Below are 19,335 nucleotides of genomic sequence, written 5' to 3' on the forward strand. Positions count from 1 at the left end.
CCGCCGCGCGCGCCACCTGCGCCGCCGCCCGCCACCGTATCCGCATCACTCTAGGAGCACCCGCAATGACGAATCCGTTCAGTCTCGAAGGCAAGGTCGCACTGGTCACCGGCGCCAACACCGGCCTCGGCCAGGGCATCGCGCTGGCGCTGGCGCAGGCCGGCGCCGACATCGCCGCCGCCGGCATCCAGGCGCCCACCGAGACCGAGGAAAAGGTCAAGGCGCTGGGTCGCCGCTTCGTCGCGATCGAGGCCAACCTGATCAGCATCGAGCCGGTGCAGCGCGTGCTCGACGAGACCCTGGCCGGCCTCGGCCGCCTCGACATCCTGGTCAACAACGCCGGCCTGATCCGCCGCGCCGACGCGGTGGATTTCAGCGAGCAGGACTGGGACGACGTGATGAACGTGAACATCAAGTCCGCGTTCTTCATGTCGCAGGCCGCCGGCCGCCACTTCATCGCCCAGGGCAGCGGCAAGATCATCAACATCGCCTCGATGCTGTCGTTCCAGGGCGGCATCCGCGTGCCCTCGTACACCGCCAGCAAGTCCGGCATCGCCGGCATCACCCGCCTGCTGGCGAACGAATGGGGCGCCAAGGGCCTGAACATCAACGCCATCGCGCCCGGCTACATGGCCACCGACAACACCGCGCAGCTGCGCGCCGACGCCGCGCGCAACCAGTCGATCCTGGAACGCATCCCGGCCGGGCGCTGGGGCGTGCCGGAAGACCTGGGCGGCACCGCGGTGTTCCTGGCCAGCAGCGCCTCGGACTACGTCAACGGCACCGTCATCCCGGTCGACGGCGGCTGGCTGGCGCGCTGAGCCAAGCACGTGCCGCCGCAGCCGACGCTCCTCCCTTCTCCCTGCGGGACCATGGCCCCCTTTTTGGGAGAAGGTGCCCGCAGGGCGGATGAGGGTCGGCCCCCACGCATACCAACCAGATGCAAATGAAGGTCGGCACCGCAGGCACCGCATCGATCACACGCAACACTCTTCCCCCGCAATCGGAGACACCCATGAAAATCGCACTAATGAACGAGTTCAGCCAGGCCGGCAAGAACCCGGTGATCCTGCAGCAGCTCACCGACGTGGCCGGCGAACAGGGCCACAGCGTGTTCAACGTCGGCATGGACGGCGACAACGATCACCGCCTGACCTACATCCACCTGGGCATCGTCGCCAGCCTGCTGCTGAATTCGAAGGCGGTCGATTTCGTCGTCGCCGGCTGCGGTACCGGCCAGGGCGCGATGATGTCGCTCAACGCCTACCCGGGCGTGTTCTGCGGCTACTGCATCGAGCCGACCGACGCCTACCTGTTCGCCCAGGTCAACAACGGCAACGCGCTGGCGCTGGCCTTCGCCAAGGGCTACGGCTGGGGCGCGGAGATCAACGTGCGCTACATCTTCGAGAAGGCCTTCAGCGGCGAACGCGGCATGGGCTATCCGGCCGAGCGCCGCGAATCGCAGCAGGCCAACGCCGGCATCCTGGCGCAGGTCAAGCAGGCCACCGCCAAGTCCTACCTGGACGGCCTGCGCGCGCTGGATCCGGAACTGGTCAAGCAGGCGGTCGGCGGCGAGCGCTTCCAGCAATGCTTCTTCGGCAACGCGCAGGACGCGGACATCCGCGCCTTCGTCGCCGGCGTGCTGGGCAAGCCGGAAGCCGCCGCGGCCTGACCGCACAGCGCCGCGCTCGAGCTCCTCTCCCGCGGGAGAGGGGTTGGGGTGCGGGCCGAACAGGATCGACCCACCGGCACCACGCTTCCCTATCGGCTTGGCGTGCTTCCGGCCGACAGGCGCAGGGTGCCAAGCGCAGACACAGTGCAGCGGAGTCCACCACATGCGCCTGCTCCTTTCTGCATTGCTGTTGCTCTGCGCCGGTGTCGCCTGCGCCGAACCGCAGCGCGTGTTCATCGCCGGCGATTCCACCGCGGCCGACTACGGCCCCGAGCGTGCGCCGCAGGCCGGCTGGGGCCAGGCGCTGCAGAGCTATCTGGATCCGGCCGCCTGGCAGGTGCGCAACCATGCCAAGGGCGGGCGCAGCGCGCGCAGCTTCATCGCCGAGGGCCGCCTCGACGCGATCGCCAAGGACCTGCGTCGCGGCGACGTGCTGCTGATCCAGTTCGGGCACAACGACGCCAAGGTCGAAGACCCCAGTCGCTACGACGATCCGCAGCAGGCCTATCCGCAGTTCCTGGCGCGCTACGTGGCGCTGGCCCGCGACAAGGGCGCCACGCCGATCCTGCTCACCCCCGCCGCGCGTCTGCTCTACGACTTCGGCTCGCTGCTCGACACCCACGGGCTGTACACCCAGGCGATGCAGCGCCTGGCCGCCGAGCAGCAGGTGGCGCTGATCGATCTCAACGCCAGCAGCAGCGCCTGGATCCGCGCGCTGGGCGAGCAGGCGGCCAGGCCGTATTTCCTGTTCGTGCCGGAACAGGGCAAGGCCGACGGCACCCATTTCAGCCACGCCGGCGCGGCCGCGGTGGCCTGCCTGGTGGTGCGCGACTGGGCGGCGTTGCAGCCGACGCTGAAGGCGCAGCTGCGCCGCGACATCGACTGCGGGATGCCGGCCGGCAGCGCGCCGATGGCGCCGCCTCCGACGGTCGCGCAATCGATGCCGCCGACATCGCGGGTGGTGCAGGAACGCGAACTCGCCCGCACGCAACCCGGCCCGCACGGCGGGCCAGGCGAAACCACCGCCTATCCGTTCTTCGCCGACACCCCCGGCCTGGCCTTCGTGCTGCGCAAGCGCGTGCTGCACAAGGGCGCCGGCATCGGCCTGCACCTGCACGACAAGGACGAGATCTACTACATCGTCAGCGGCCGCGGCCTGTACGCGCTGGACGGCAAGCAGTATGCCGTCGGTCCCGGCCACGCGCTGCTGACGCGGCCGGGCAGCACGCATGCGCTGCAGCAGGTGGGGGAGGAGGACCTTGTGGTGCTGCTGGCCTATCCGACGGCCACGCCGCGTTGAGTGCGAGTGTGGCGTCATCGATGCGCTGCAGGCGCCAGCGCGGGCGTGCCGTGCTCGCTAGCGGGTGTCGTTCAACAGGTCTTGCAGCACGTCCGCGTCGGCTGGATAGCTGAACTGGGCCTCGTCGGCCGGCTGGAAGTCCGGCCCGCGCAGGAAAAAGACGCGCTGCGTGCCGGTAGCGCTCCGCTGTATCACGCCAAGCCTGTAGTGCCACATCTGCCACTCGGGGACCACCAGCGTCGCCGGCACGTTGGTGGCCTCGGACGCGACGATCCGATCGATGCGCAGGCGGTAGCGGATCTGGTTTGGGCTACCGGGGCCGGTGCGCGCCTGCGGATCGGTCACCGGCTTGCCTTGTCCGTCGACCATGTCCACGGCGGTGATTGTGGCGACCAGGACGTGGTCGGTCTTGCCGAGTAACGCATCCAGCGACATCGGCACGATCGAGGTGGCCCAAGCCGGTATCGCCAACGCCAATGCCAGCAACAGCATCCACCGCTTCATCTTCATCGCATGCTCCCATGTGCGCTGTGCGCCGTCAGGTCCGTAATCCGCTGGCAACGACGGCCTTGCCACCACGCTACACGTCGCCGTCGCGGCTCCAGCCCTCGCCGGTACCGCGCTGGTAAACGCGGTCCTCGGTCTGCACGTCGCCAGCGGCGATGTGCTCCTGCCGGCTCAGCTGCGCATAGAGCGGAGTGAAGTCCGGCGCGGTCGCCTGCATCAGCTGTTCGAAGCTGTCGATGACGAAGTAGGTCTTCTGGAAGGTGTCGATGCGGTAGCGGGTGCGCATGATCCGCGCCAGGTCGAAGCCGATGCGGTTGGGCGCGGCCGATTCCAGCGCGTACAGCGATTCGCCCTTGGACGAGACGATGCCGGCGCCGAAGATGCGCAGGCCGTCGGCGCTGGCGATCAGTCCGAATTCCACCGTGTACCAGTACAGGCGGGTGAGGTTCTGCAGCGCGTCCGGACCGATGCCGTGCGCCTTCACCCCGCCGCGGCCGTAGGCCTGCATGTAGTCGGCGAACAGCGGATTCATCAGCAGCGGCACGTGGCCGAACAGGTCGTGGAACAGGTCCGGCTCGGCGATGTAGTCGATCTGCTCGGGGCGGCGGATCCACCAGGTCACCGGGAAGCGGCGGTTGGCCAGGTGGTCGAAGAAATCCAGTTCCGGCAGCAGGCCTTCGACCCCGACCAGGGTCCAGCCGGTGGCGGCGCCCAGCACTTCGTTGAGCTGTTCGAAGCGCGGGATCGCCTGCGGGCTCATCCCCATCGCGTCCTGCGCCTGCAGGAATTCGTCGCAGGCGCGGCCGACCAGCAATTCGCGCTGGCGCTGGTACAGCGTGCCCCAGGTGGCATGGTCGTCGGCGCTGTAGCTGTCCCACGGCTGCGCAACCACGGCGGTGGTGTAGACCGGCACGTAGCCCTTGTCGGTCTGCTGGTGTTCGACGCGGCGCGGTGCGGTGTCCATGGGCGGCGGCTCCGGAAGGGGGATACCGACGATGGTAGGCGCCAGGCCACGCAATGAGCTTGCGAAGTTGCGCGATTCCAGCGGTTGCGCGCAAGATTGTTGCAACGAACCCATGCTGCAGAGCAATAAATGACCGAATCGGCCCTGTTCGACCGCACCGACCTGCGCCTGCTGGCGCTCCTGCAACGGCAGGGCCGGGCCAGCAACGCCGAACTGGCCGCGCAGGTGAACCTGTCGCCGTCGGCCTGCCTGCGCCGGGTGCAGCGGCTGGAGGCCGATGGCGTGGTCGCCGGCTACGCCGCACGGCTGGTGCCCGGCGCGATCGGTCTGGGTCTGCAGGCGTTCGTGCGTGTGCAGCTGGAAAAGCACGGGCAATCCGGCATCGCCCATTTCGCCGACAGCGTGCAGGGCTGGGACGAGGTCGTCGCCTGCCACGCGCTGACCGGCGACATGGACTACCTGCTGCACGTGTACGTGCGCGACCTGACCCATTTCTCCGCATTCCTGCTGGACAAGCTACTCAACGCCGCCGGCGTGGCCGACGTCAACTCCAGCTTCGTGCTGCGCACGGTCAAGGACTTCACCGGCCTGCCGCTGCCGCGCGGCTGAGCCTGCGTCCGGGTCGCCCGGGCAACGGCGGATGCGTGTCGAAGTGCGACAACGCTTGTTAAGTTGTTGCTAACGATTTACATTTGCGTCTACGACGGCCGCAACCGGCCAGCGCCTCCCCGCTCGATCCCGCCAGCCCCGACCCTGGGCCAGCCATGCCGGATATCCGTGCCGTGGAGCCCGTCTGCGCCCGTCCGTTTCCTCTCCCTTTCCCGGTGGTGCGCCAGCGCTGGTGCCGCCGCCCAACGACGACGCCGATTCCATGACCCGCTCCGCTCCGCGCCACCTGCTGCACCTCGCCCTGCTGTCCGTCCTGTCCGCCGCCGCCGTGCCGTTGCGCGCCGCCGAGGCCGACGCCAGCCAGCCCACCACCCTGGACAAGGTCGAGGTCAACGGCAGCCCCACCCGCGCGCAGCCATCGACCACCACACGCCTGCCGCTGACGCTGCAGGAGACGCCGCAGTCGGTCAGCGTGCTCGGGCTGCAGCGGCTGGAAGAGGAATCGCTGTTCAGCATCAACGACGTGTTGCGCAACGTCACCGGCGTCAACGTGTCCTTCTACGACACGCAGCGCCCGCTGTATTTCGCGCGCGGCTTCCAGATCACCGACTTCCAGGTCGACGGCCTGCCCACCTACAGCGGCTCCACCAACCAGGAATACGACATGGTCTTCTACGACCGCGTCGAGGTGATCCGCGGCGCCAACGGCCTGCTCAGCGGCGCGGGGATTCCCTCGGCCACGGTCAACATGCTGCGCAAGCGCCCCGGCAAGACCTTCGATGCGTCGTTCGCGGCCAGCGCCGGCAGCTGGGACTTCCGCCGCACCCAGGCCGACGTGACCGCGCCGCTTACCGACGATGGCCGCTTCCGCAGCCGCTTCGTCGCCGCCTGGCAGGACCGCGACTATTACTACGACCATTACCGCGAGCAGAAGATGTCGGGCATGGCGGTGCTGGAAGGCGACCTGACCGAGTCCACCACGGTGACCGTCGGCTACCAGCGCCAGGACAACGATCCGGTCGGCTCGACCTGGGGCACGGTGCCGTACTTCGCCGCCGACGGTTCCTTCGCCGATCTGCCCAGCTCGACCAACCTGGCGCCGGAATGGGCGTACTGGAAGCGCAACACGCATACCGCCTTCGCCAATCTGGAGCAGCGCTTCGGCGAGGACTGGCTGCTGAAGGTCAACCTGGCCCGTACCGAAGGCGACGTGCGCAACCTGCGCGTGTACGGCAGCGGCTATCCGGACACGCGCGACGGCAGCGGCATCTACCTGCGCGCCGCCGCAGGCGAGACCACGGACAGGCGCGACGGCGCGGATGTATACCTGTCCGGTTCGTTCCCACTGTTCGGCCGCGACCACGACCTGGTCGTCGGCGGCAGCTGGCAGGACCTGCAGTCGACCGCCTCCACCCTGGCGCTGCGCTATCCCAGCGACTGGGCAACGTGCGGACGCGAGCGCTGCTACTACATTCCCAACGTCTACGACTGGGACGGCGACATTTCCGAGATCACCTACGCGCGCACCGGCGCCTCGCGCGTGGCCCGCACCACCCAGCGCGGCGTGTACGCGTCCACGCGCCTGCGCCTGGCCGAGCCGCTGTCGCTGATCGCCGGCGCGCGGCTCAGTTCGTGGACGACGCGCACGCACAACTTCAACGCCAGCGGCGTCTACACGGGCAGCAGCGGGCGTTACCGGGTCAGCGACGAGGTCACGCCTTACGTCGGCCTGGTCTACGCGCTCACTCCGGACATCTCGGCCTACGCCAGCTACACCGAGATCTTCAATCCGCAAAACTACAAGGACAAGGACAACAACCTGCTGGCGCCGGTGCAAGGATCCAACCGCGAAGCGGGCCTCAAGGCCACGCTGTTCGGCGGCCGCGCGCTGCTCGGCGCCGCACTGTTCGAGGCGCGCCAGGACAACTACGCGGTGCGCGACATGAGCCAGCCCGAGGCTTCGCTGCCGGACGGCAGTTCGGCCTACATCGGCATCGACGGCACCAAGAGCCGCGGCTGGGAACTGGACTTCAACGGCGAGCTGCGCCCGGGCTGGACCCTCAACGCCGGCTACACCCGCGCCAAGGTCACGCGTGCGCCCACCGACGCGATCTACGCCAACCTGCCCGAGGACTACCTGCAGCTGTCCACGCAGTTGCGCCTGCCCGGCGCCTGGCAGCGCCTGAGCATCGGCGGCGGGCTCAGCTGGCAGAGCGCGGTGCGCGGCTACAACATCCCGCGCCCGGTCGGCGACGGCAGCGGCGCCGAGACCGCGGTCACCGTGGTGCAGGACGCGTACACGCTGGTGCACCTCAACGCGAACTACCAGCTCGGCGCGCAGTGGACCGCGACGCTGGCGGTGCGCAATGCGCTGGACAAGAAGTACTGGGCCAACCTGGACTACCAGAACTACGGCGAGCCGCGCTTCGTCAGCTTCACCCTGCGCTGGCGCTACTGAGGATCGGCAAGGCGGTGGCTGTTCCTTCTCCCATCGGGAGAAGGTGGCCCGTAGGGCCGGATGAGGGTACGGGCGCAGCCTCGTGTACCCAACTCCGCGAGGCGCTTCGCGCCGTACCCTCACCCCAACCCCTCTCCCGGTGGGAGAGGGGTTAGCTCACTTCTGTTCCTTGCACGGATCGTCGCGGCCGATCAGGCGGCCCAGGCGCGAGCGTGGTTCGCACGGCGGCGGCGCCGGTTGCGCGGCCTTGGCCGCGGCCGCGGCGGCCGCCGCGCGCTGTTGCTGCAGCTGCGCCAGCTTGGCCTTGATCTGCGGCATCGCCGCCAGCGCGGCCTTCTCGCCTTCCAGGATGGCGGCGTTGCGCTGGGCGAAATCGGCGGCGCCGATGTCGTTGACCTTGGGCCGGATCACGATGTCCGCGCGCGCCAGTTCCTGCTGGCCCAGGCGCTGGCCCATGATCGCGATCGACTGGTTGACGATGCCGAGCATGCCGGCCGGGTTCTTGCCGCTGGCCTTGCTGGAGATGTCCACCGCGACCACGAAGTCGGCGCCGAGCTGGCGCGCGGCGTCCACCGGCACCGGGCTGACCACGCCGCCGTCCACGTAATGGAACTTGCCGATGGTCACCGGCTCGAACACCCCGGGAATGCTGCTGGAGGCGCGCACCGCCTGGCCGGCGTTGCCGCGCACGAACACGGTGCGCTCGCCGTCTTCCAGGCGCGTGGACACCGCGGCGAAGGGCTTGCCGAGCTTTTCGATCGGGCGGTTCTTGAGCTGGGCGTTGACGTAGTCCTGCAGGGCCTGGCCCTGCACCAGGCCGCCGGAGAACAGGCGCATGTCGCGGATGCTGGTCTCGTCCAGCGCCACCGCGGCCTGCTGCATCTGGAACGCGTCCATGCCGCTGGCGTACAGCGCGCCGACCACACTGCCGGCGCTGGTGCCGGACACCACCACCGGCTCCAGTCCGTTGGCCTGCAGCATCTTGATCACGCCGATATGGGCGAAGCCCTTGGCCGCGCCGCCGCCCAGAGCGATGCCGATGCGCAGCGGCTTGGCCGCGGCGGTCGGTGCCGGCCCCACCACCACCGGTGCCGGCGTCGCCGGCTTGGGCTCGCCGCCGCACGCCGCGAGCAGGCCGAACAGGGACAGGGACAGGAGCAGGCGCGGGGAACGGAAGGCGGTCATGGATGCGGCGTCGTGGAGGGAGAGGGCGGAGCCGGCGCGAGCATACCGGGATACGCCTGCACCGCCCACGACCGGAGGTCATGCAGGCTGGCGCACGCGGCGCCGCCGCGGCTACCAGCGCAGCAGGCGCGGGCCGAGCGCGGCGCCGAGCGCGGTCGGCAGCGCCATCCCCAGCGCGTACCAGAGTGCCCAGAACGGGACCGCCATCTCCGGGCAATGGAGGCAATAGGCCATGGTCGCCAGCGCGCCGCCGAGCAGCCCGCCGGCGGCGCCGGCCGCGCGCAGGCGGGTCGGCGCCAGTCCGCGCAAGGCCCAGAACACGCTGGCGAAGGTCGGAATCGACAGCAGCGCGATGTTGAACGGACAACTGTGCCAACTCTGGCCCTGCAGCAACGGCAGGCGCAGGTCCGCCGGTGCCGTCCACAGCGCGGCGATGGCGGCGATCCACACCGTTGCGACCGGGACGCCGATCGCGACGGCGGCTGCGCCGACCCGCCGCCCCGGCGTGGCCAGGCGCCAGGTCGCCAGGCCGGCGCCGGCGGCCATGCAGGCGGCGAAGCCCAGCTTCGCCCAGAACGCCGGATCGACGGCCGCCGCGGCCAGGTCCGGGCGGACACCGAACACCGCCGCCGCCAGCAGCAGCGCACCCAGCATCCCGCACGGCAGCGCCAGCGCGAACCGCCGGGCGGAGACATGCCGGTCCACGCGCAGCGGTTCCTGCGCCAGCAGCGCGATCAGCTCATCGGTCTTCATGTCGTACTCCTGATCTTCAGCGCCAGCGCCTTGAGTCCGCGATGCACGCCGATCTTGACCGCCGATTCGGACATGCCGGTCAGCCTGGCGGTCTCGCTGACCGACAGGCCTTGCAGCTTCACGTGCACGATCGGCAGGCGGTGCCGGTCCGGCAATTGCTCCAGCAGCCGGCCGATCTCATGGCGGGCGTGCGCCGGAGCGTCGTCCGCATGCGCGAACAGGTCGTCGGCGGCATCCAGCGGCAGCTGCAGCGGACGCTTGCGCGCGTGCGCCCGGTAGAAGTCCAGCAGCTTGTACCGGGCGACCGCATATACCCACGCGGTCAACGGTTCGCTGCGGCGGTAGGTGTGGCGGCTGTTGTGGATGGCCAGCAGGGTCTCTTGCAAGATGTCCTCCACGTCATCGGGCGCGTGGGTCAGGCGTCGGCGCAGGAAGCCGCGCAAGTGGGCGCTGAGTTCGTCGAGGAAGGCGCGGTAGTCGCGCGCGTCGCCATCCAGGCCGGCCACGAACAACAGGCGCAGACGCACCTCCACCGCCTGCAGCGCGTCCAGGCGGCTCATCGCGCCACGCGGCCGGCGGCCGGGCGAGGGGCGCGGCGGGAACGGCGGAGGACGGACATGCGGCGTTCTCCAGGGCGGCCTGGCGGACGCCGGACAGGCAGGATACGACGGCGCTGTCCTGGCCGCAGGACCGGCCCCCCGTGCCCGCCCGTCATCGCTGCCGCCGCCAGGCAGCGCCAGGCGCCGCAGCCGGTCGTGCAAGGCGGGCAACGCACGCGCCCGCCGCCGCAATGGATCGCGCTGCAGGCGCAGCCCGTCCGTCCACGGCCGCCACCGGCGTCTGGCTGTTCACGGTTGCTTCCCCGTCTATGGTCATGTCAGCGGTAGTTCGCCGCATCCGCGGCGGCGGTTACAGCCGACGCCGCCTTCTTTCTTTTTCGCCCGCATCGGCGACCGGCTGTAACCGCGGCGGCGTTCGCCGCGAATGCAGAAGGGTTCCGGCCGCCGCGTGCACTCGCGGCCCGGTCCGTCCCTTCCCTTTTCCGCAGGAGCATTCCCATGAACGTACGCAACGCTGCAACGGCGGCCCTGACCCTGGCCGCTCTCGTCGCCGGAGCCGCGATGGCTCAGGGCGCCGATCCCGCTGCCCAGCCCAAGCCGATGGAGAAGTGCTACGGCATCGCCAAGGCCGGCCAGAACGATTGCAAGGCCGGCGCGGGGACCAGTTGCGCGGGCACGTCGAAGCGCGACTACCAAGGCAACGCCTGGAAGAACGTGCCGGCCGGCACCTGCGTCGGCATCAAGACGCCGAAGGGCCATGGCACGCTGACCCCGGTCGGCGCCTGAGCGCGGCGCCGCGGCCATGCAGCTCGGCGCCGGCATCGGCCTGAAGCCGCAGCACTACGCGCAGGCGCTGGATTGCACTGCGCCAGGGCTGTGGTTCGAGGTGCACCCGGAGAACTATCTGGTCCAGGGCGGGCCGCGGCTGGCCTGGCTCGAGGCGATCGCCGCGCGCCACCCGCTGTCGCTGCACGGCGTATCGCTGTCGCTGGCGGCCGATGTCGATCCGGACGCGCGGCACCTGCGCCGTCTGGCCGCGCTCGCCGAGCGGGTCCGGCCGTGGCAGGTGTCCGAGCACCTGGCCTGGTCGGTCTGGCGCGGCCGCTACCATCCGGACCTGTTGCCGGTACCGCGCAGCGCCGCGGCGCTGGCGCGCGTGGTGAGCAATGTCCAGCAGGCGCAGGAGGCGCTCGGCCGCCCCCTGGCGATCGAGAACCCGAGCCATTACCTGGCGCTGCCCGGGCACGCGTGGAGCGAACCGGAGTTCCTGGCCGAACTGGTGCGCCGCAGCGGCTGCCGGCTATTGCTGGACATCAACAATGTCCATGTCAGCGCGCACAACCTCGGTTTCGATGCCTACGCCTATCTGCACGCCTTCCCTGCCGATGCGGTGGTGGAAGTGCATGTGGCCGGCCATGCCGAGGATGCGGCGGACGAGCGGACCCTGCTGATCGATTCGCACGATGCGCCGGTGGACGACGCGGTCTGGGACCTGTACGCGCATTTCCTGGACCTCGCCGGGCCGCGGCCGACGTTGATCGAGCGCGATGGCGACGTGCCCGCGTTCGAGGCGCTGCTGTTGGAGCGCGATCGCGCGCAACGGCTGCTGGAGCGGGCCGCGACGCGTCGGCGGTGGGCGGCATGAATGCGTTGGCGCAGTTCCAGGACGGCTTCGCGCGCGCGCTGTACGGCGATGGCGACGCCGGCGGCCTGGCGGCGCAACCGGGATTCCGCATCTATCGCAACACCGTGCTGCGTGCCTGCATCGACGCGCTGCAGGCGAATTTTCCGAGCGTGCAGCGGCTGGTGGGCGCGGCATGGTTCGAGGAGGCGGCGCGTGCCTATGCCCGGCGCTGCCCACCTGACGATGTACGCCTTTTGAACTACGGCGGCGACTTCGATGCGTTTCTCGCCGCGCTTCCCGAGGCCGGGCAACTGCCCTACCTGCCGGGCGTGGCGCAACTGGATCGCAGCTGGCGCGAGGCGCATGTCGCGGCCGATGCCGCGGTACTCGATCCGCAGGCCGTGGCCGCCTTGCCGCGCGAACAACTGGCCGGCGCGCGCGTGGCCGTGCATCCGAGCGCGCGCTGGCATTGGTTCGAGGCGCTGCCGGTGTACGCGATCTGGTGCGCGCAGCGCGATGCGGCGCCCGTGCCCGAACTTGCGTGGCGCGGCGAAGGCGCGTTGCTGCTGCGGCACGGCGGCCAGGTGCATCGGCAGGCGCTGGGCCTGGGCGGTTGCGCGCTGCTGGAGGCCTGCCGCGGCGGCGCCACGCTGCAGGCCGCCGCAGCGCGGGCGCAGCAGGCCGAGCCGGCGCTGGCCTTGGCGGACACGTTCGCGACGCTGCTGCGCGCCGGCGCGTTTTCTTCCCTCGACCTTTCTTCCACGCAAGGAATTCCATGACGCCCCCTCTCGCATCTTCGGACCCGCGCGCAGCGTGGAATCGTCTCGCCGCCGCGCTGTCGCAGCGGGTCGGCCACTCCGCACTGGCCCTGCTGTTCCGGCTGTCGATCGCCGCGATCTTCTTCCTGTCCGGACGTACCAAGGTCAGCGGCGTGCTGACCATCACCGACAGCACCTATGCGCTGTTTCGCGAGGACTACCGCGTGCCGCTGCTTCCGCCGGAACTGGCCGCGCACCTGGCCACCTATGCGGAGCACCTGTTCCCGTTGCTGCTGGTGCTGGGCCTGTGCACGCGCCTGTCGGCGCTGGCATTGCTGGGCATGACCGCGGTGATCGAGATCTTCGTCTATCCCGATGCCTGGCCCACGCACCTGAGCTGGGCCGCGCTGTTGTCGTACCTGCTGGTGCGCGGCGCCGGCACGCTATCGCTGGACCGTGTGTTGCGCATCGCCTGACATGCGCAGCGCGCTGTAACCGCGGCGACGCTTGCGGCGAAGTACCCGCTGCCAATTCGGCATCTGTCCATCCCCGAGGAACGTCCATGATCGCTACCCGTACCGTCACCGGTTTCGCCGCCACCGCCGCCCTGCTCGCCGTCGCCGCCGCCAGCGTTCCCGCTACAGCCAGCGCCGCCGCCAAGGGCGATGCCAAGCTCGTCGCCTGCTATGGCATCAACAGCTGCAAGGGCCAGTCCGATTGCAAATCCGGCAGCCACGAGTGCAAGGGCCAGAACGCGTGCAAGGGCCAGGGCTTCAAGGACGTGACGGTGAAGCAGTGCACGTCGGCCGGCGGCTCGCTGACCGCACCCGCCGCCTGAGGCGACGCTCCTGTTCCGGCCGGCGCCGCGCGCCCGGCCGGGACGACGCACGAGACCTTGCGCCAGATGGACACGATCGCCCCTTTCCACGGCTTCGGGCTGGGCCTGCGCCCGCCGCACTATCCGCTCTATCTCGAGGAACCGCCCGCGCTGGATTTCGTCGAGGCGATCTCGGAGAACTTCATGGTCGCCGGCGGCCGGCCGCTGCACGTGCTGGACCGCGTGCGCGAGCGCTACCCGGTGGCGCTGCACGGCGTGTCCATGTCGCTGGGCTCGGCCGATGGACTCGATCGCGACTACCTGCTGCGGCTCAAGCGCCTCGCGCGGCGCGTGCGTCCGTTGTGGGTTTCCGATCATCTCAGTTGGAGCGCGGTCGGCGGGTTCAACGCGCACGATCTGCTGCCGCTGCCCTACGACGGCGAAGCGCTGGACGTCGTCTGCGCCAACATCGCCCACGCCCAGGACGTGCTGGAACGGCCGCTGCTGCTCGAGAATCCTTCCACTTACCTGGCCTTTTCGGGCGCCAGCATGAGCGAAGCGGACTTCTTGCGTGAGATATGCGCGCGGACAGGCTGCTATCTGCTGCTCGACGTCAACAACGTCTACGTCAGCGCCAGCAATCACGGTGCCGACCCGCAGGCCTATCTGGATGCGCTGCCCTGGGACCGCGTGCGCCAGGTGCACCTGGCCGGCCACAGCCAGGGCCGCGAGTTGCTGATCGATACCCACGACCAACCCGTCTGCGATCCGGTGTGGGCGCTGTACGCGGCGGTGTGCCGGCGTATCGGCGCGATGGCGACGATGATCGAGCGCGACGACCGGATTCCGCCGCTGCCCGAGTTGCTGGACGAGCTGCGGATCGCACGGCGCATCGCCGCCGACGCGGCACGCGCGGCCGCATGAGCCTGCTGGAGTTGCAGCGTCGCTTCTCGGGTTGGCTGCGCGATCCCGAGGCCGATGCGGACGCCTACCTGGATGCGCGTCAGCACCCGGGCCTGCGCGTGTATCGGCACGCTTACCGCGCGCAGCTCGGCGACGCGTTGCGCGACACCTACGCCACCACCCTGGCCTGGCTGGGCGAGGCCACGTTCGACGCGGCTGCGGCCGGCTACGTGGCGCGGCATCCTCCGTCTGCCTGGAACCTTGGCGCCTACGGCGATCGGTTCGGCGCGCACCTGGCCGTGTGCCATCCCGAGCGCCCGGAACTCGCCGACCTGGCCTGGCTCGACCTGGCCCTGCGCCGCGCCTTCGACGGGACCGACGCGACGCCGGTGACGCTGGCGTCACTGGCCGGCGTGGACTGGGAGCAGGCGCGCCTGCGCTTCGTGCCGACCCTGCGCCGCCGCCGCATGCGCAGTAACGCCGCGGCGATCTGGCTGGCCCTGTCGGAGGGGCGTGCGCCGCCCGCGGCGGTGCGCCTGCCCGAGGCGGTGACGCTCCGGGTCTGGCGCAAGGGCTTGTCGCCCTATTTCCAGAGCATGTCGCCGCTGGAGGCGTGCATGCTGCGCGATGCGCTCGCCGGGGTTCCGTTCGGAGTGTTGTGCCGGCACGCGCCTGGCGACGATCCGGCGGTGATCGGGCAGATGCTGGAGCAGTGGCTGCGCGACGAACTGCTGGAGGCGGTCGCACCGGCGTAAGTGGCGCACGCTTGCGCCGCCGCGACCGCGCCGGCACGGCTCAGAAGTTGTTGTCGCCGTCCAGCATCCGGCCCAGGCCGCCGAGCACCGAGCCTTCGCCGCGGTTCTGCCCGCCGCCCTGCGGCGCGGCGGCGAACATGCGTCCGGCCAGGCGCGAGAACGGCAGCGACTGCAGCCATACCTTGCCCGGGCCGGTCAGCGTGGCCAGGAACATGCCTTCGCCGCCGAAGAACATGCTCTTGATGCCGCTGACCGGGCGCACGTCCATGTCCACCGTGGAATGGAACGCGACCACGCAGCCGGTGTCCACGTCCAGGCGCTCGCCGGCGGCCAGCTCGCGCTCGACCACGCAGCCGCCGGCATGCACGAACACCCAGCCGTCGCCTTCCAGCTTCTGCATGATGAAGCCCTCGCCGCCGAACAGGCCGGTCATGATCTTGCGCTGGAAGTGGATGCCCAGCGACACGCCGCGCGCGCCGGCCAGGAAGCTGTCCTTCTGGCAGATCAGGCGGCCGCCGTGCTGGTCCAGCTTCATCGCCAGCACCGTGCCCGGATACGGCGCGGCGAAGGCGACCTTGGCCTTGCCCTGGCCCTGGTGGGTGAACACGGTGGTGAACAGGCTCTCGCCGGTGACCAGGCGCTTGCCGGCCGAGAACAGCTTGCCCATCAGCCCGCTGCCCTGACTGTTGGAGCCGTCGCCGAACACGGTGTCCATCTGCACCACGGCGTCCTTGAACATCAGCGCGCCAGCCTCGGCGACCGCGCTCTCGCCCGGATCCAGCTCGATCTCCACGAACTGCATCTCGTGGCCGACGATGCGGAAGTCGATGTCGTCGGCACGACCGCTGCTGCCGGGCGGGGGCGGCAGGCCCGGCGGCAGGCTGGCCGCGCTCGCCCCGCGCAGCTCGTCGATCTGGTTGGCCGGCTTCCAGCCGCTCTGGCCCTGGCGCCAGGCCATGGCGGTGGGGTTGTTGCGGGCGAAGGCGATGGCGTCGGCGTCGTCGAACGGGCCGGAGCGGGTCTGCTCGCTGCCGGTCAGGAAGTACCACTGGGTCATGGCTGCGGGTCCTTGGCGGAAATCTGCGGCGAGTCTAGCCCGCCGGCCCGGTCGGTTCGCATCTGCCCAAAGGCATGGGGCGGGATGTTCGCCGAATGTTTCATGTATGAGCAACGTCACTCGCGACGAAACGACGCGGCACGATCCCTGGATCGAAACGCGTCGCGGCTGAAGCCGCTCCTACAGAAAAGCGTGCCTGGATCGGTACAAGCGACACGCACGCTTTTGTAGGAGCGGCTTCAGCCGCGACCGGGCGCCAGGAATGCCCGCGACAGCACGCCTACAGCGCGCTTTCCGGCCGCACCTGCAGGGTCGTGGTTTCCGCGGCGCAGTCCTGGGCCGGCGTCAGGCCCTGCGCGCGCGCGTCCGCGATCTCCGTGCGCGCGCCCTCCAGATCGGCGCGGAACGCCGGGTCGGCATGCAGCCGGGCCACCGTCGCCGCGCCCATAAAGCGGCCGGCCAGCACGTCGCTCTGCCAATGCACGTTGCACACCAGCCGGCTTTCGCCGTAGTTGCGGCCGCGCGCGATCAAGGCGTCGGCGCGGTCGGGCGCGATCTCGCCGAGGATCAGCGCCCAGGCCCAGCCGATGGCGCTGTGCCCGGAGGGATAGGAGCCGCTGTGGCGCAACCCGTCCTCGTCGTCCGGGGTGCAGACCGGCAGCTGGTTGAGCATGAACGGGCGCAGCCGCCGGTAGTGGTTCTTGGCCGCCTTGGTCGCGGCGCTGGCATCGATGCGGCTGCGTTCCAGCAAGGTGTACAAGTGCGGAGTGCGCTGCGCATCGATCGGCACGCCCAGCGCGCAGGCGAACTGGCCGGCGCCGGCCGGGAAGCTCAGATCGGCGTCGCGCGCGGCCTGGTGCCAGCGCGCACTGCCGCGCAGCGTCAGCGCCTCGCGGTTCACCGCCTGGTCCAGCGCCTGCCCGGGCGAACCCTCGGCTGGCGGTGCCGGCAGCAGCTGCAGGCTGGCCGGGACCGCGGCAGCAGCGAGGTAGCCGATCGCCTTGCCCGACGCGGCCTGCTCCGGTGCCGGCGCCGCCGGCGCACGGGCGGGCGACGTGCTGCACCCGGCGAGCGCCAGCGCCAGCAGGGCGAGGGCGGCAGAACGGAAACGGAAGGCAGGGAACGCGGGCATGCGATCTCGGGCGGGCGAGGAGGGATCGTTCAGTGTACGGCCGGTGCCGTGGCGCAGCAGGCCGCCATGGGGCAGGCCGGAGTGCCTGGAGCGGTACTGCCTGCAGCAGTCAGGTCGATGCGTCCGGTGCGCGCGCGGCGGTGTCGGACCGGGGCGGCAGCAATCATGCCGAAACGGGCGGCCACCCTGTGGGAGCGACTTCAGTCGCGACGCATTGCCGGTAAGGCCCGTCGCTACTGAAGTCGCTCCTACAAAAGCGCGCGCCAACCGCAAATACCTGGACCGCATGTTGCAGCGCCGGGAAGCGCAGCAGGCAGGCAGCCGCTGTCGTGCTGCGTAGCGGGGGCCACGCCCGCGGCGGAGGCCTCAGCCCTCGTCGCGTTCCTGCCGCGGCGGGAAGCGCAACACCACCCCGCGCGGTACCGAGGGCGGTTGCCACAGCACCGGCACCTGCGCCGGCGGTGGCGGCTCCAACTCGTCGTTCAACGGCGCCAGCGTTTCCTCGTCCTCGTCTTCCCAGCTGTAGCGCTTGCGCGGCGGCAGCGGGTCGCGGTGGCGCAGCAGCAGCGCCGCGACCGCGCCGCCCAGCGCGCCGCCCAGGTGCGACTGCCAGGACACCCCGGCCTCGTGCGGCAGCACCGTCACCAGCATGCCGCCATAGAACAGGAACGCGATCATGCTGGCCGCGATCGCGGCGCGGTCGCGGCGCAGCAGCCCGAGCACGAACACCAGGAACAGCAGGCCGTGGGTGACGCCGCTGGCGCCCAGATGGTGGCTGCCGGGCTCGCCCAGCAGCCATGCGCCCAGGCCCGAGCCCAGCCACAGCAACGGCAGCGCGGCCAGGGTGGCGCGCGGGTACACGCTGCCGGCCAGGGTGCCCAGGATCAGCAGCGCGCCGGCATTGGCGGCCAGGTGTTCCAGCGACCCGTGCAGCAAGGGCGCGGTCAGCAGCCCGAGCAGGCCGCTGGCCTGCTGCGGTCCCACCGACCACGGCCGCCAGTCGAACAGGCCCTGGCTGGCGAACACCGCCACCAACACCGCGATCAGCGCGAGGCTGGCGTTGAAGGCGCGCAGGATCCGGGCCCGGTCGAAGCGGTCCTGCGCCTGCGCATCGTCGGCAGGCGGGGGCGGGGAGAGCGAAGGAGAGGTGTCCATGGTCCCTGGATGGCGGCGCCTGTCGTCCAAGGCAAGGCGCCGCCGGTGGGAGGGACTGGCCACGGCCGCGGGACAATCCCGCGGCCGTGGCGCGCCTCAGTGCGCCGGCTTGGCCGGGCGCAGCAGGCTCAGCGCCACCGTCGCGCCGATGATCAGCGCCACCGCCAGCAGCGACACCAGCACCGGGATCTTGTACAGGTCGATGATCAGCATCTTGGTGCCGATGAACACCAGCACGATCGCCAGCCCGTACGGCAGCAGGTGGAAGCGGTCGGCCATGCCCGCCAGCAGGAAGAACATCGCGCGCAGGCCCAGCACCGCGAACACGTTGGAGGTCAGCACCAGGAACGGGTCGGTGGTGATCGCGAAGATCGCCGGGATGCTGTCCACCGCGAAGATCACGTCGGTGATGGCGATCAGCATCAGCACCGCGAACAGCGGCGTGTACCAGCGCTTGCCTTCCTGGGTCACGCTCAGCGCGTTGCCGTGGTACTGCGGGGTCAGGCGCAGGTGCTTGCGCATGAAGCGCAGCACCGGGTTGGCTTCCAGGTCCGGTTCCTTGCCCGCCGAGAACCACATCTTGATGCCGGTCAGCAGCAGGAACGCGCCGAACACGTACAGCAGCCAGTGGAACTTGGTCAGCAGCACCGAGCCGGCGAAGATCATGACCGCGCGCAGCACGATCGCGCCGAGCACGCCGATCACCAGCACGCGCTGGCGCTGCTCCTCCGGCACCGCGAAGTAGCTCATGATCATCAGGAACACGAAGATGTTGTCGACCGCCAGCGACTTCTCCACCAGGTAGCCGGTCAGGAACTCCAGCCCGTACTGGTTACCGGTGGCCACGTCGATGGTCTCGCGCAGGTACCACCACAGCCCGGCGTTGAAGGCCAGCGCCAGCCCGATCCAGCCCAGGCTCCACCACAGCGCTTCCTTGAAGGTGACCTTGTGCGGACCGCCGTGGCGCATCAGCACCAGATCCGCCAGCAGCGCCGCGATCACCACGATCGCGAAACCGCTCCACAACCACACGTTGCCTATCGTTTGCATGGGGAATTCCCGTCAGTGAAGGTTGAACCTCGGGCCGCGGCGGCGAGGCGTCCTGGACGGAAACGATGGGGTTCGT

21 protein-coding genes are annotated in these 19,335 nt (G+C 70.1%); 12 read left to right on the top strand and 9 right to left on the bottom strand.

The window, feature by feature from the left end; translation table 11 throughout:
* Positions 1-65: 65 nt before the first annotated feature.
* The 3 genes from kduD to AB8810_RS00510 all read left to right on the top strand — a co-directional run bounded on the left by kduD (position 66) and on the right by AB8810_RS00510 (position 2,972).
* The gene (gene kduD, locus AB8810_RS00500; protein WP_179570402.1) at positions 66-821 is read left to right on the top strand and encodes a 2-dehydro-3-deoxy-D-gluconate 5-dehydrogenase KduD; all 756 of its coding nucleotides are present in this window, start codon (positions 66-68) and stop codon (positions 819-821) included.
* Positions 822-1,015: 194 nt separating this feature from the next.
* Positions 1,016-1,672 carry an RpiB/LacA/LacB family sugar-phosphate isomerase gene (locus AB8810_RS00505; RefSeq protein ID WP_369915201.1) on the top strand — a complete coding sequence of 219 codons (657 nt, stop codon included), beginning with the start codon at positions 1,016-1,018 and terminating at the stop codon, positions 1,670-1,672.
* Between the two features lie 163 nt (positions 1,673-1,835).
* The gene (locus AB8810_RS00510; RefSeq protein WP_369915202.1) at positions 1,836-2,972 is read left to right on the top strand and encodes a GDSL-type esterase/lipase family protein; all 1,137 of its coding nucleotides are present in this window, start codon (positions 1,836-1,838) and stop codon (positions 2,970-2,972) included.
* A gap of 57 nt (positions 2,973-3,029) precedes the next feature.
* Here the strand turns inward: AB8810_RS00510 and AB8810_RS00515 are convergent, their stop codons facing one another.
* Both AB8810_RS00515 and phhA read right to left on the bottom strand, forming a co-directional pair.
* Positions 3,030-3,464 (bottom strand): hypothetical protein, encoded by a 435-nt coding sequence (locus tag AB8810_RS00515; protein ID WP_369915203.1) that lies wholly within the window; start codon positions 3,462-3,464, stop codon positions 3,030-3,032.
* Positions 3,465-3,552: 88 nt separating this feature from the next.
* Positions 3,553-4,443, bottom strand: coding sequence for a phenylalanine 4-monooxygenase (phhA, locus tag AB8810_RS00520; protein ID WP_369915204.1), 891 nt, complete (start codon positions 4,441-4,443; stop codon positions 3,553-3,555).
* A gap of 129 nt (positions 4,444-4,572) precedes the next feature.
* Between phhA and AB8810_RS00525 the strand changes: the two genes are divergently transcribed.
* A complete protein-coding gene (locus AB8810_RS00525; RefSeq protein WP_369915205.1) occupies positions 4,573-5,052 on the top strand; it encodes an Lrp/AsnC family transcriptional regulator in 480 nt (159 codons plus the stop codon).
* A 262-nt stretch (positions 5,053-5,314) separates the two neighbouring features.
* Positions 5,315-7,510 carry a TonB-dependent siderophore receptor gene (locus AB8810_RS00530; protein WP_369915206.1) on the top strand — a complete coding sequence of 732 codons (2,196 nt, stop codon included), beginning with the start codon at positions 5,315-5,317 and terminating at the stop codon, positions 7,508-7,510.
* 156 nt (positions 7,511-7,666) lie between these two features.
* Here AB8810_RS00530 and AB8810_RS00535 read toward each other — a convergent pair whose 3' ends face one another.
* The 3 genes from AB8810_RS00535 to AB8810_RS00545 form a co-directional block, all read right to left on the bottom strand.
* Positions 7,667-8,695: a patatin-like phospholipase family protein gene (locus AB8810_RS00535; RefSeq protein WP_179570416.1), complete on the bottom strand. Its 1,029-nt coding sequence runs from the start codon at positions 8,693-8,695 to the stop codon at positions 7,667-7,669.
* 111 nt (positions 8,696-8,806) lie between these two features.
* Positions 8,807-9,448 (bottom strand): NrsF family protein, encoded by a 642-nt coding sequence (locus AB8810_RS00540; protein WP_369915207.1) that lies wholly within the window; start codon positions 9,446-9,448, stop codon positions 8,807-8,809.
* The gene (locus AB8810_RS00545; protein ID WP_206258926.1) at positions 9,445-10,008 is read right to left on the bottom strand and encodes a sigma-70 family RNA polymerase sigma factor; all 564 of its coding nucleotides are present in this window, start codon (positions 10,006-10,008) and stop codon (positions 9,445-9,447) included. Before AB8810_RS00545 ends, AB8810_RS00540 begins: the two co-directional genes overlap by 4 nt.
* Before the next feature lie 498 nt (positions 10,009-10,506).
* Here AB8810_RS00545 and AB8810_RS00550 point away from each other — a divergent pair, with 498 nt between their 5' ends.
* The 7 genes from AB8810_RS00550 (at position 10,507) to AB8810_RS00580 (ending at position 14,865) form a co-directional block, all read left to right on the top strand.
* Entirely contained in the window at positions 10,507-10,794 is a 288-nt protein-coding gene (locus tag AB8810_RS00550; protein WP_145704495.1) for a DUF2282 domain-containing protein, read from the top strand.
* A 16-nt stretch (positions 10,795-10,810) separates the two neighbouring features.
* Positions 10,811-11,653: a DUF692 family multinuclear iron-containing protein gene (locus AB8810_RS00555; RefSeq protein WP_369915208.1), complete on the top strand. Its 843-nt coding sequence runs from the start codon at positions 10,811-10,813 to the stop codon at positions 11,651-11,653.
* Positions 11,650-12,411: a putative DNA-binding domain-containing protein gene (locus AB8810_RS00560; RefSeq protein WP_369915209.1), complete on the top strand. Its 762-nt coding sequence runs from the start codon at positions 11,650-11,652 to the stop codon at positions 12,409-12,411. The genes AB8810_RS00555 and AB8810_RS00560 overlap by 4 nt, the downstream gene beginning before the upstream one ends.
* Positions 12,408-12,866, top strand: a complete 459-nt coding sequence (locus AB8810_RS00565; protein WP_191826371.1) for a DoxX family protein — start codon at positions 12,408-12,410, stop codon at positions 12,864-12,866. Before AB8810_RS00560 ends, AB8810_RS00565 begins: the two co-directional genes overlap by 4 nt.
* 86 nt (positions 12,867-12,952) lie before the next feature.
* Positions 12,953-13,228: a hypothetical protein gene (locus tag AB8810_RS00570; RefSeq protein WP_191826372.1), complete on the top strand. Its 276-nt coding sequence runs from the start codon at positions 12,953-12,955 to the stop codon at positions 13,226-13,228.
* Positions 13,229-13,294: 66 nt separating this feature from the next.
* The gene (locus AB8810_RS00575) at positions 13,295-14,131 is read left to right on the top strand and encodes a DUF692 domain-containing protein (protein WP_206258928.1); all 837 of its coding nucleotides are present in this window, start codon (positions 13,295-13,297) and stop codon (positions 14,129-14,131) included.
* Positions 14,128-14,865: a putative DNA-binding domain-containing protein gene (locus tag AB8810_RS00580; RefSeq protein ID WP_369915210.1), complete on the top strand. Its 738-nt coding sequence runs from the start codon at positions 14,128-14,130 to the stop codon at positions 14,863-14,865. Before AB8810_RS00575 ends, AB8810_RS00580 begins: the two co-directional genes overlap by 4 nt.
* 40 nt (positions 14,866-14,905) lie before the next feature.
* Here AB8810_RS00580 and AB8810_RS00585 read toward each other — a convergent pair whose 3' ends face one another.
* The 4 genes from AB8810_RS00585 to AB8810_RS00600 all read right to left on the bottom strand — a co-directional run bounded on the left by AB8810_RS00585 (position 14,906) and on the right by AB8810_RS00600 (position 19,259).
* Complete coding sequence (locus AB8810_RS00585; protein WP_206258930.1) at positions 14,906-15,922, bottom strand: TIGR00266 family protein; 1,017 nt, start codon at positions 15,920-15,922, stop codon at positions 14,906-14,908.
* A 280-nt stretch (positions 15,923-16,202) separates the two neighbouring features.
* Complete coding sequence (locus AB8810_RS00590; RefSeq protein ID WP_369915211.1) at positions 16,203-17,054, bottom strand: phosphatase PAP2 family protein; 852 nt, start codon at positions 17,052-17,054, stop codon at positions 16,203-16,205.
* Between the two features lie 366 nt (positions 17,055-17,420).
* A complete protein-coding gene (locus tag AB8810_RS00595) occupies positions 17,421-18,209 on the bottom strand; it encodes a rhomboid family intramembrane serine protease (RefSeq protein ID WP_369915212.1) in 789 nt (262 codons plus the stop codon).
* 96 nt (positions 18,210-18,305) lie between these two features.
* Entirely contained in the window at positions 18,306-19,259 is a 954-nt protein-coding gene (locus AB8810_RS00600) for a TerC family protein (RefSeq protein ID WP_206229771.1), read from the bottom strand.
* Between the last annotated feature and the right edge of the window lie 76 nt (positions 19,260-19,335).

It is taken from the genome of Xanthomonas sp. NCPPB 3005 (genome assembly GCF_041228095.2).
In the GTDB taxonomy this organism is placed as follows: Bacteria; Pseudomonadota; Gammaproteobacteria; order Xanthomonadales; family Xanthomonadaceae; genus Xanthomonas_A; species Xanthomonas_A bonasiae.

Coding starts and splice junctions, on each gene's coding strand:
- AB8810_RS00540 (WP_369915207.1), bottom strand. CDS start 9,448: ATGAAGACCGATGAGCTGATCGCGCTGCTGGCGCAGGAACCGCTGCGC.
- AB8810_RS00530 (WP_369915206.1), top strand. CDS start 5,315: ATGACCCGCTCCGCTCCGCGCCACCTGCTGCACCTCGCCCTGCTGTCC.
- AB8810_RS00555 (WP_369915208.1), top strand. CDS start 10,811: ATGCAGCTCGGCGCCGGCATCGGCCTGAAGCCGCAGCACTACGCGCAG.
- AB8810_RS00535 (WP_179570416.1), bottom strand. CDS start 8,695: ATGACCGCCTTCCGTTCCCCGCGCCTGCTCCTGTCCCTGTCCCTGTTC.
- AB8810_RS00575 (WP_206258928.1), top strand. CDS start 13,295: ATGGACACGATCGCCCCTTTCCACGGCTTCGGGCTGGGCCTGCGCCCG.
- AB8810_RS00545 (WP_206258926.1), bottom strand. CDS start 10,008: ATGAGCCGCCTGGACGCGCTGCAGGCGGTGGAGGTGCGTCTGCGCCTG.
- AB8810_RS00595 (WP_369915212.1), bottom strand. CDS start 18,209: ATGGACACCTCTCCTTCGCTCTCCCCGCCCCCGCCTGCCGACGATGCG.
- AB8810_RS00600 (WP_206229771.1), bottom strand. CDS start 19,259: ATGCAAACGATAGGCAACGTGTGGTTGTGGAGCGGTTTCGCGATCGTG.
- AB8810_RS00515 (WP_369915203.1), bottom strand. CDS start 3,464: ATGCTGTTGCTGGCATTGGCGTTGGCGATACCGGCTTGGGCCACCTCG.
- AB8810_RS00585 (WP_206258930.1), bottom strand. CDS start 15,922: ATGACCCAGTGGTACTTCCTGACCGGCAGCGAGCAGACCCGCTCCGGC.
- AB8810_RS00560 (WP_369915209.1), top strand. CDS start 11,650: ATGAATGCGTTGGCGCAGTTCCAGGACGGCTTCGCGCGCGCGCTGTAC.
- AB8810_RS00510 (WP_369915202.1), top strand. CDS start 1,836: ATGCGCCTGCTCCTTTCTGCATTGCTGTTGCTCTGCGCCGGTGTCGCC.
- AB8810_RS00525 (WP_369915205.1), top strand. CDS start 4,573: ATGACCGAATCGGCCCTGTTCGACCGCACCGACCTGCGCCTGCTGGCG.
- AB8810_RS00565 (WP_191826371.1), top strand. CDS start 12,408: ATGACGCCCCCTCTCGCATCTTCGGACCCGCGCGCAGCGTGGAATCGT.
- AB8810_RS00505 (WP_369915201.1), top strand. CDS start 1,016: ATGAAAATCGCACTAATGAACGAGTTCAGCCAGGCCGGCAAGAACCCG.
- phhA (WP_369915204.1), bottom strand. CDS start 4,443: ATGGACACCGCACCGCGCCGCGTCGAACACCAGCAGACCGACAAGGGC.
- AB8810_RS00570 (WP_191826372.1), top strand. CDS start 12,953: ATGATCGCTACCCGTACCGTCACCGGTTTCGCCGCCACCGCCGCCCTG.
- AB8810_RS00590 (WP_369915211.1), bottom strand. CDS start 17,054: ATGCCCGCGTTCCCTGCCTTCCGTTTCCGTTCTGCCGCCCTCGCCCTG.
- AB8810_RS00580 (WP_369915210.1), top strand. CDS start 14,128: ATGAGCCTGCTGGAGTTGCAGCGTCGCTTCTCGGGTTGGCTGCGCGAT.
- kduD (WP_179570402.1), top strand. CDS start 66: ATGACGAATCCGTTCAGTCTCGAAGGCAAGGTCGCACTGGTCACCGGC.
- AB8810_RS00550 (WP_145704495.1), top strand. CDS start 10,507: ATGAACGTACGCAACGCTGCAACGGCGGCCCTGACCCTGGCCGCTCTC.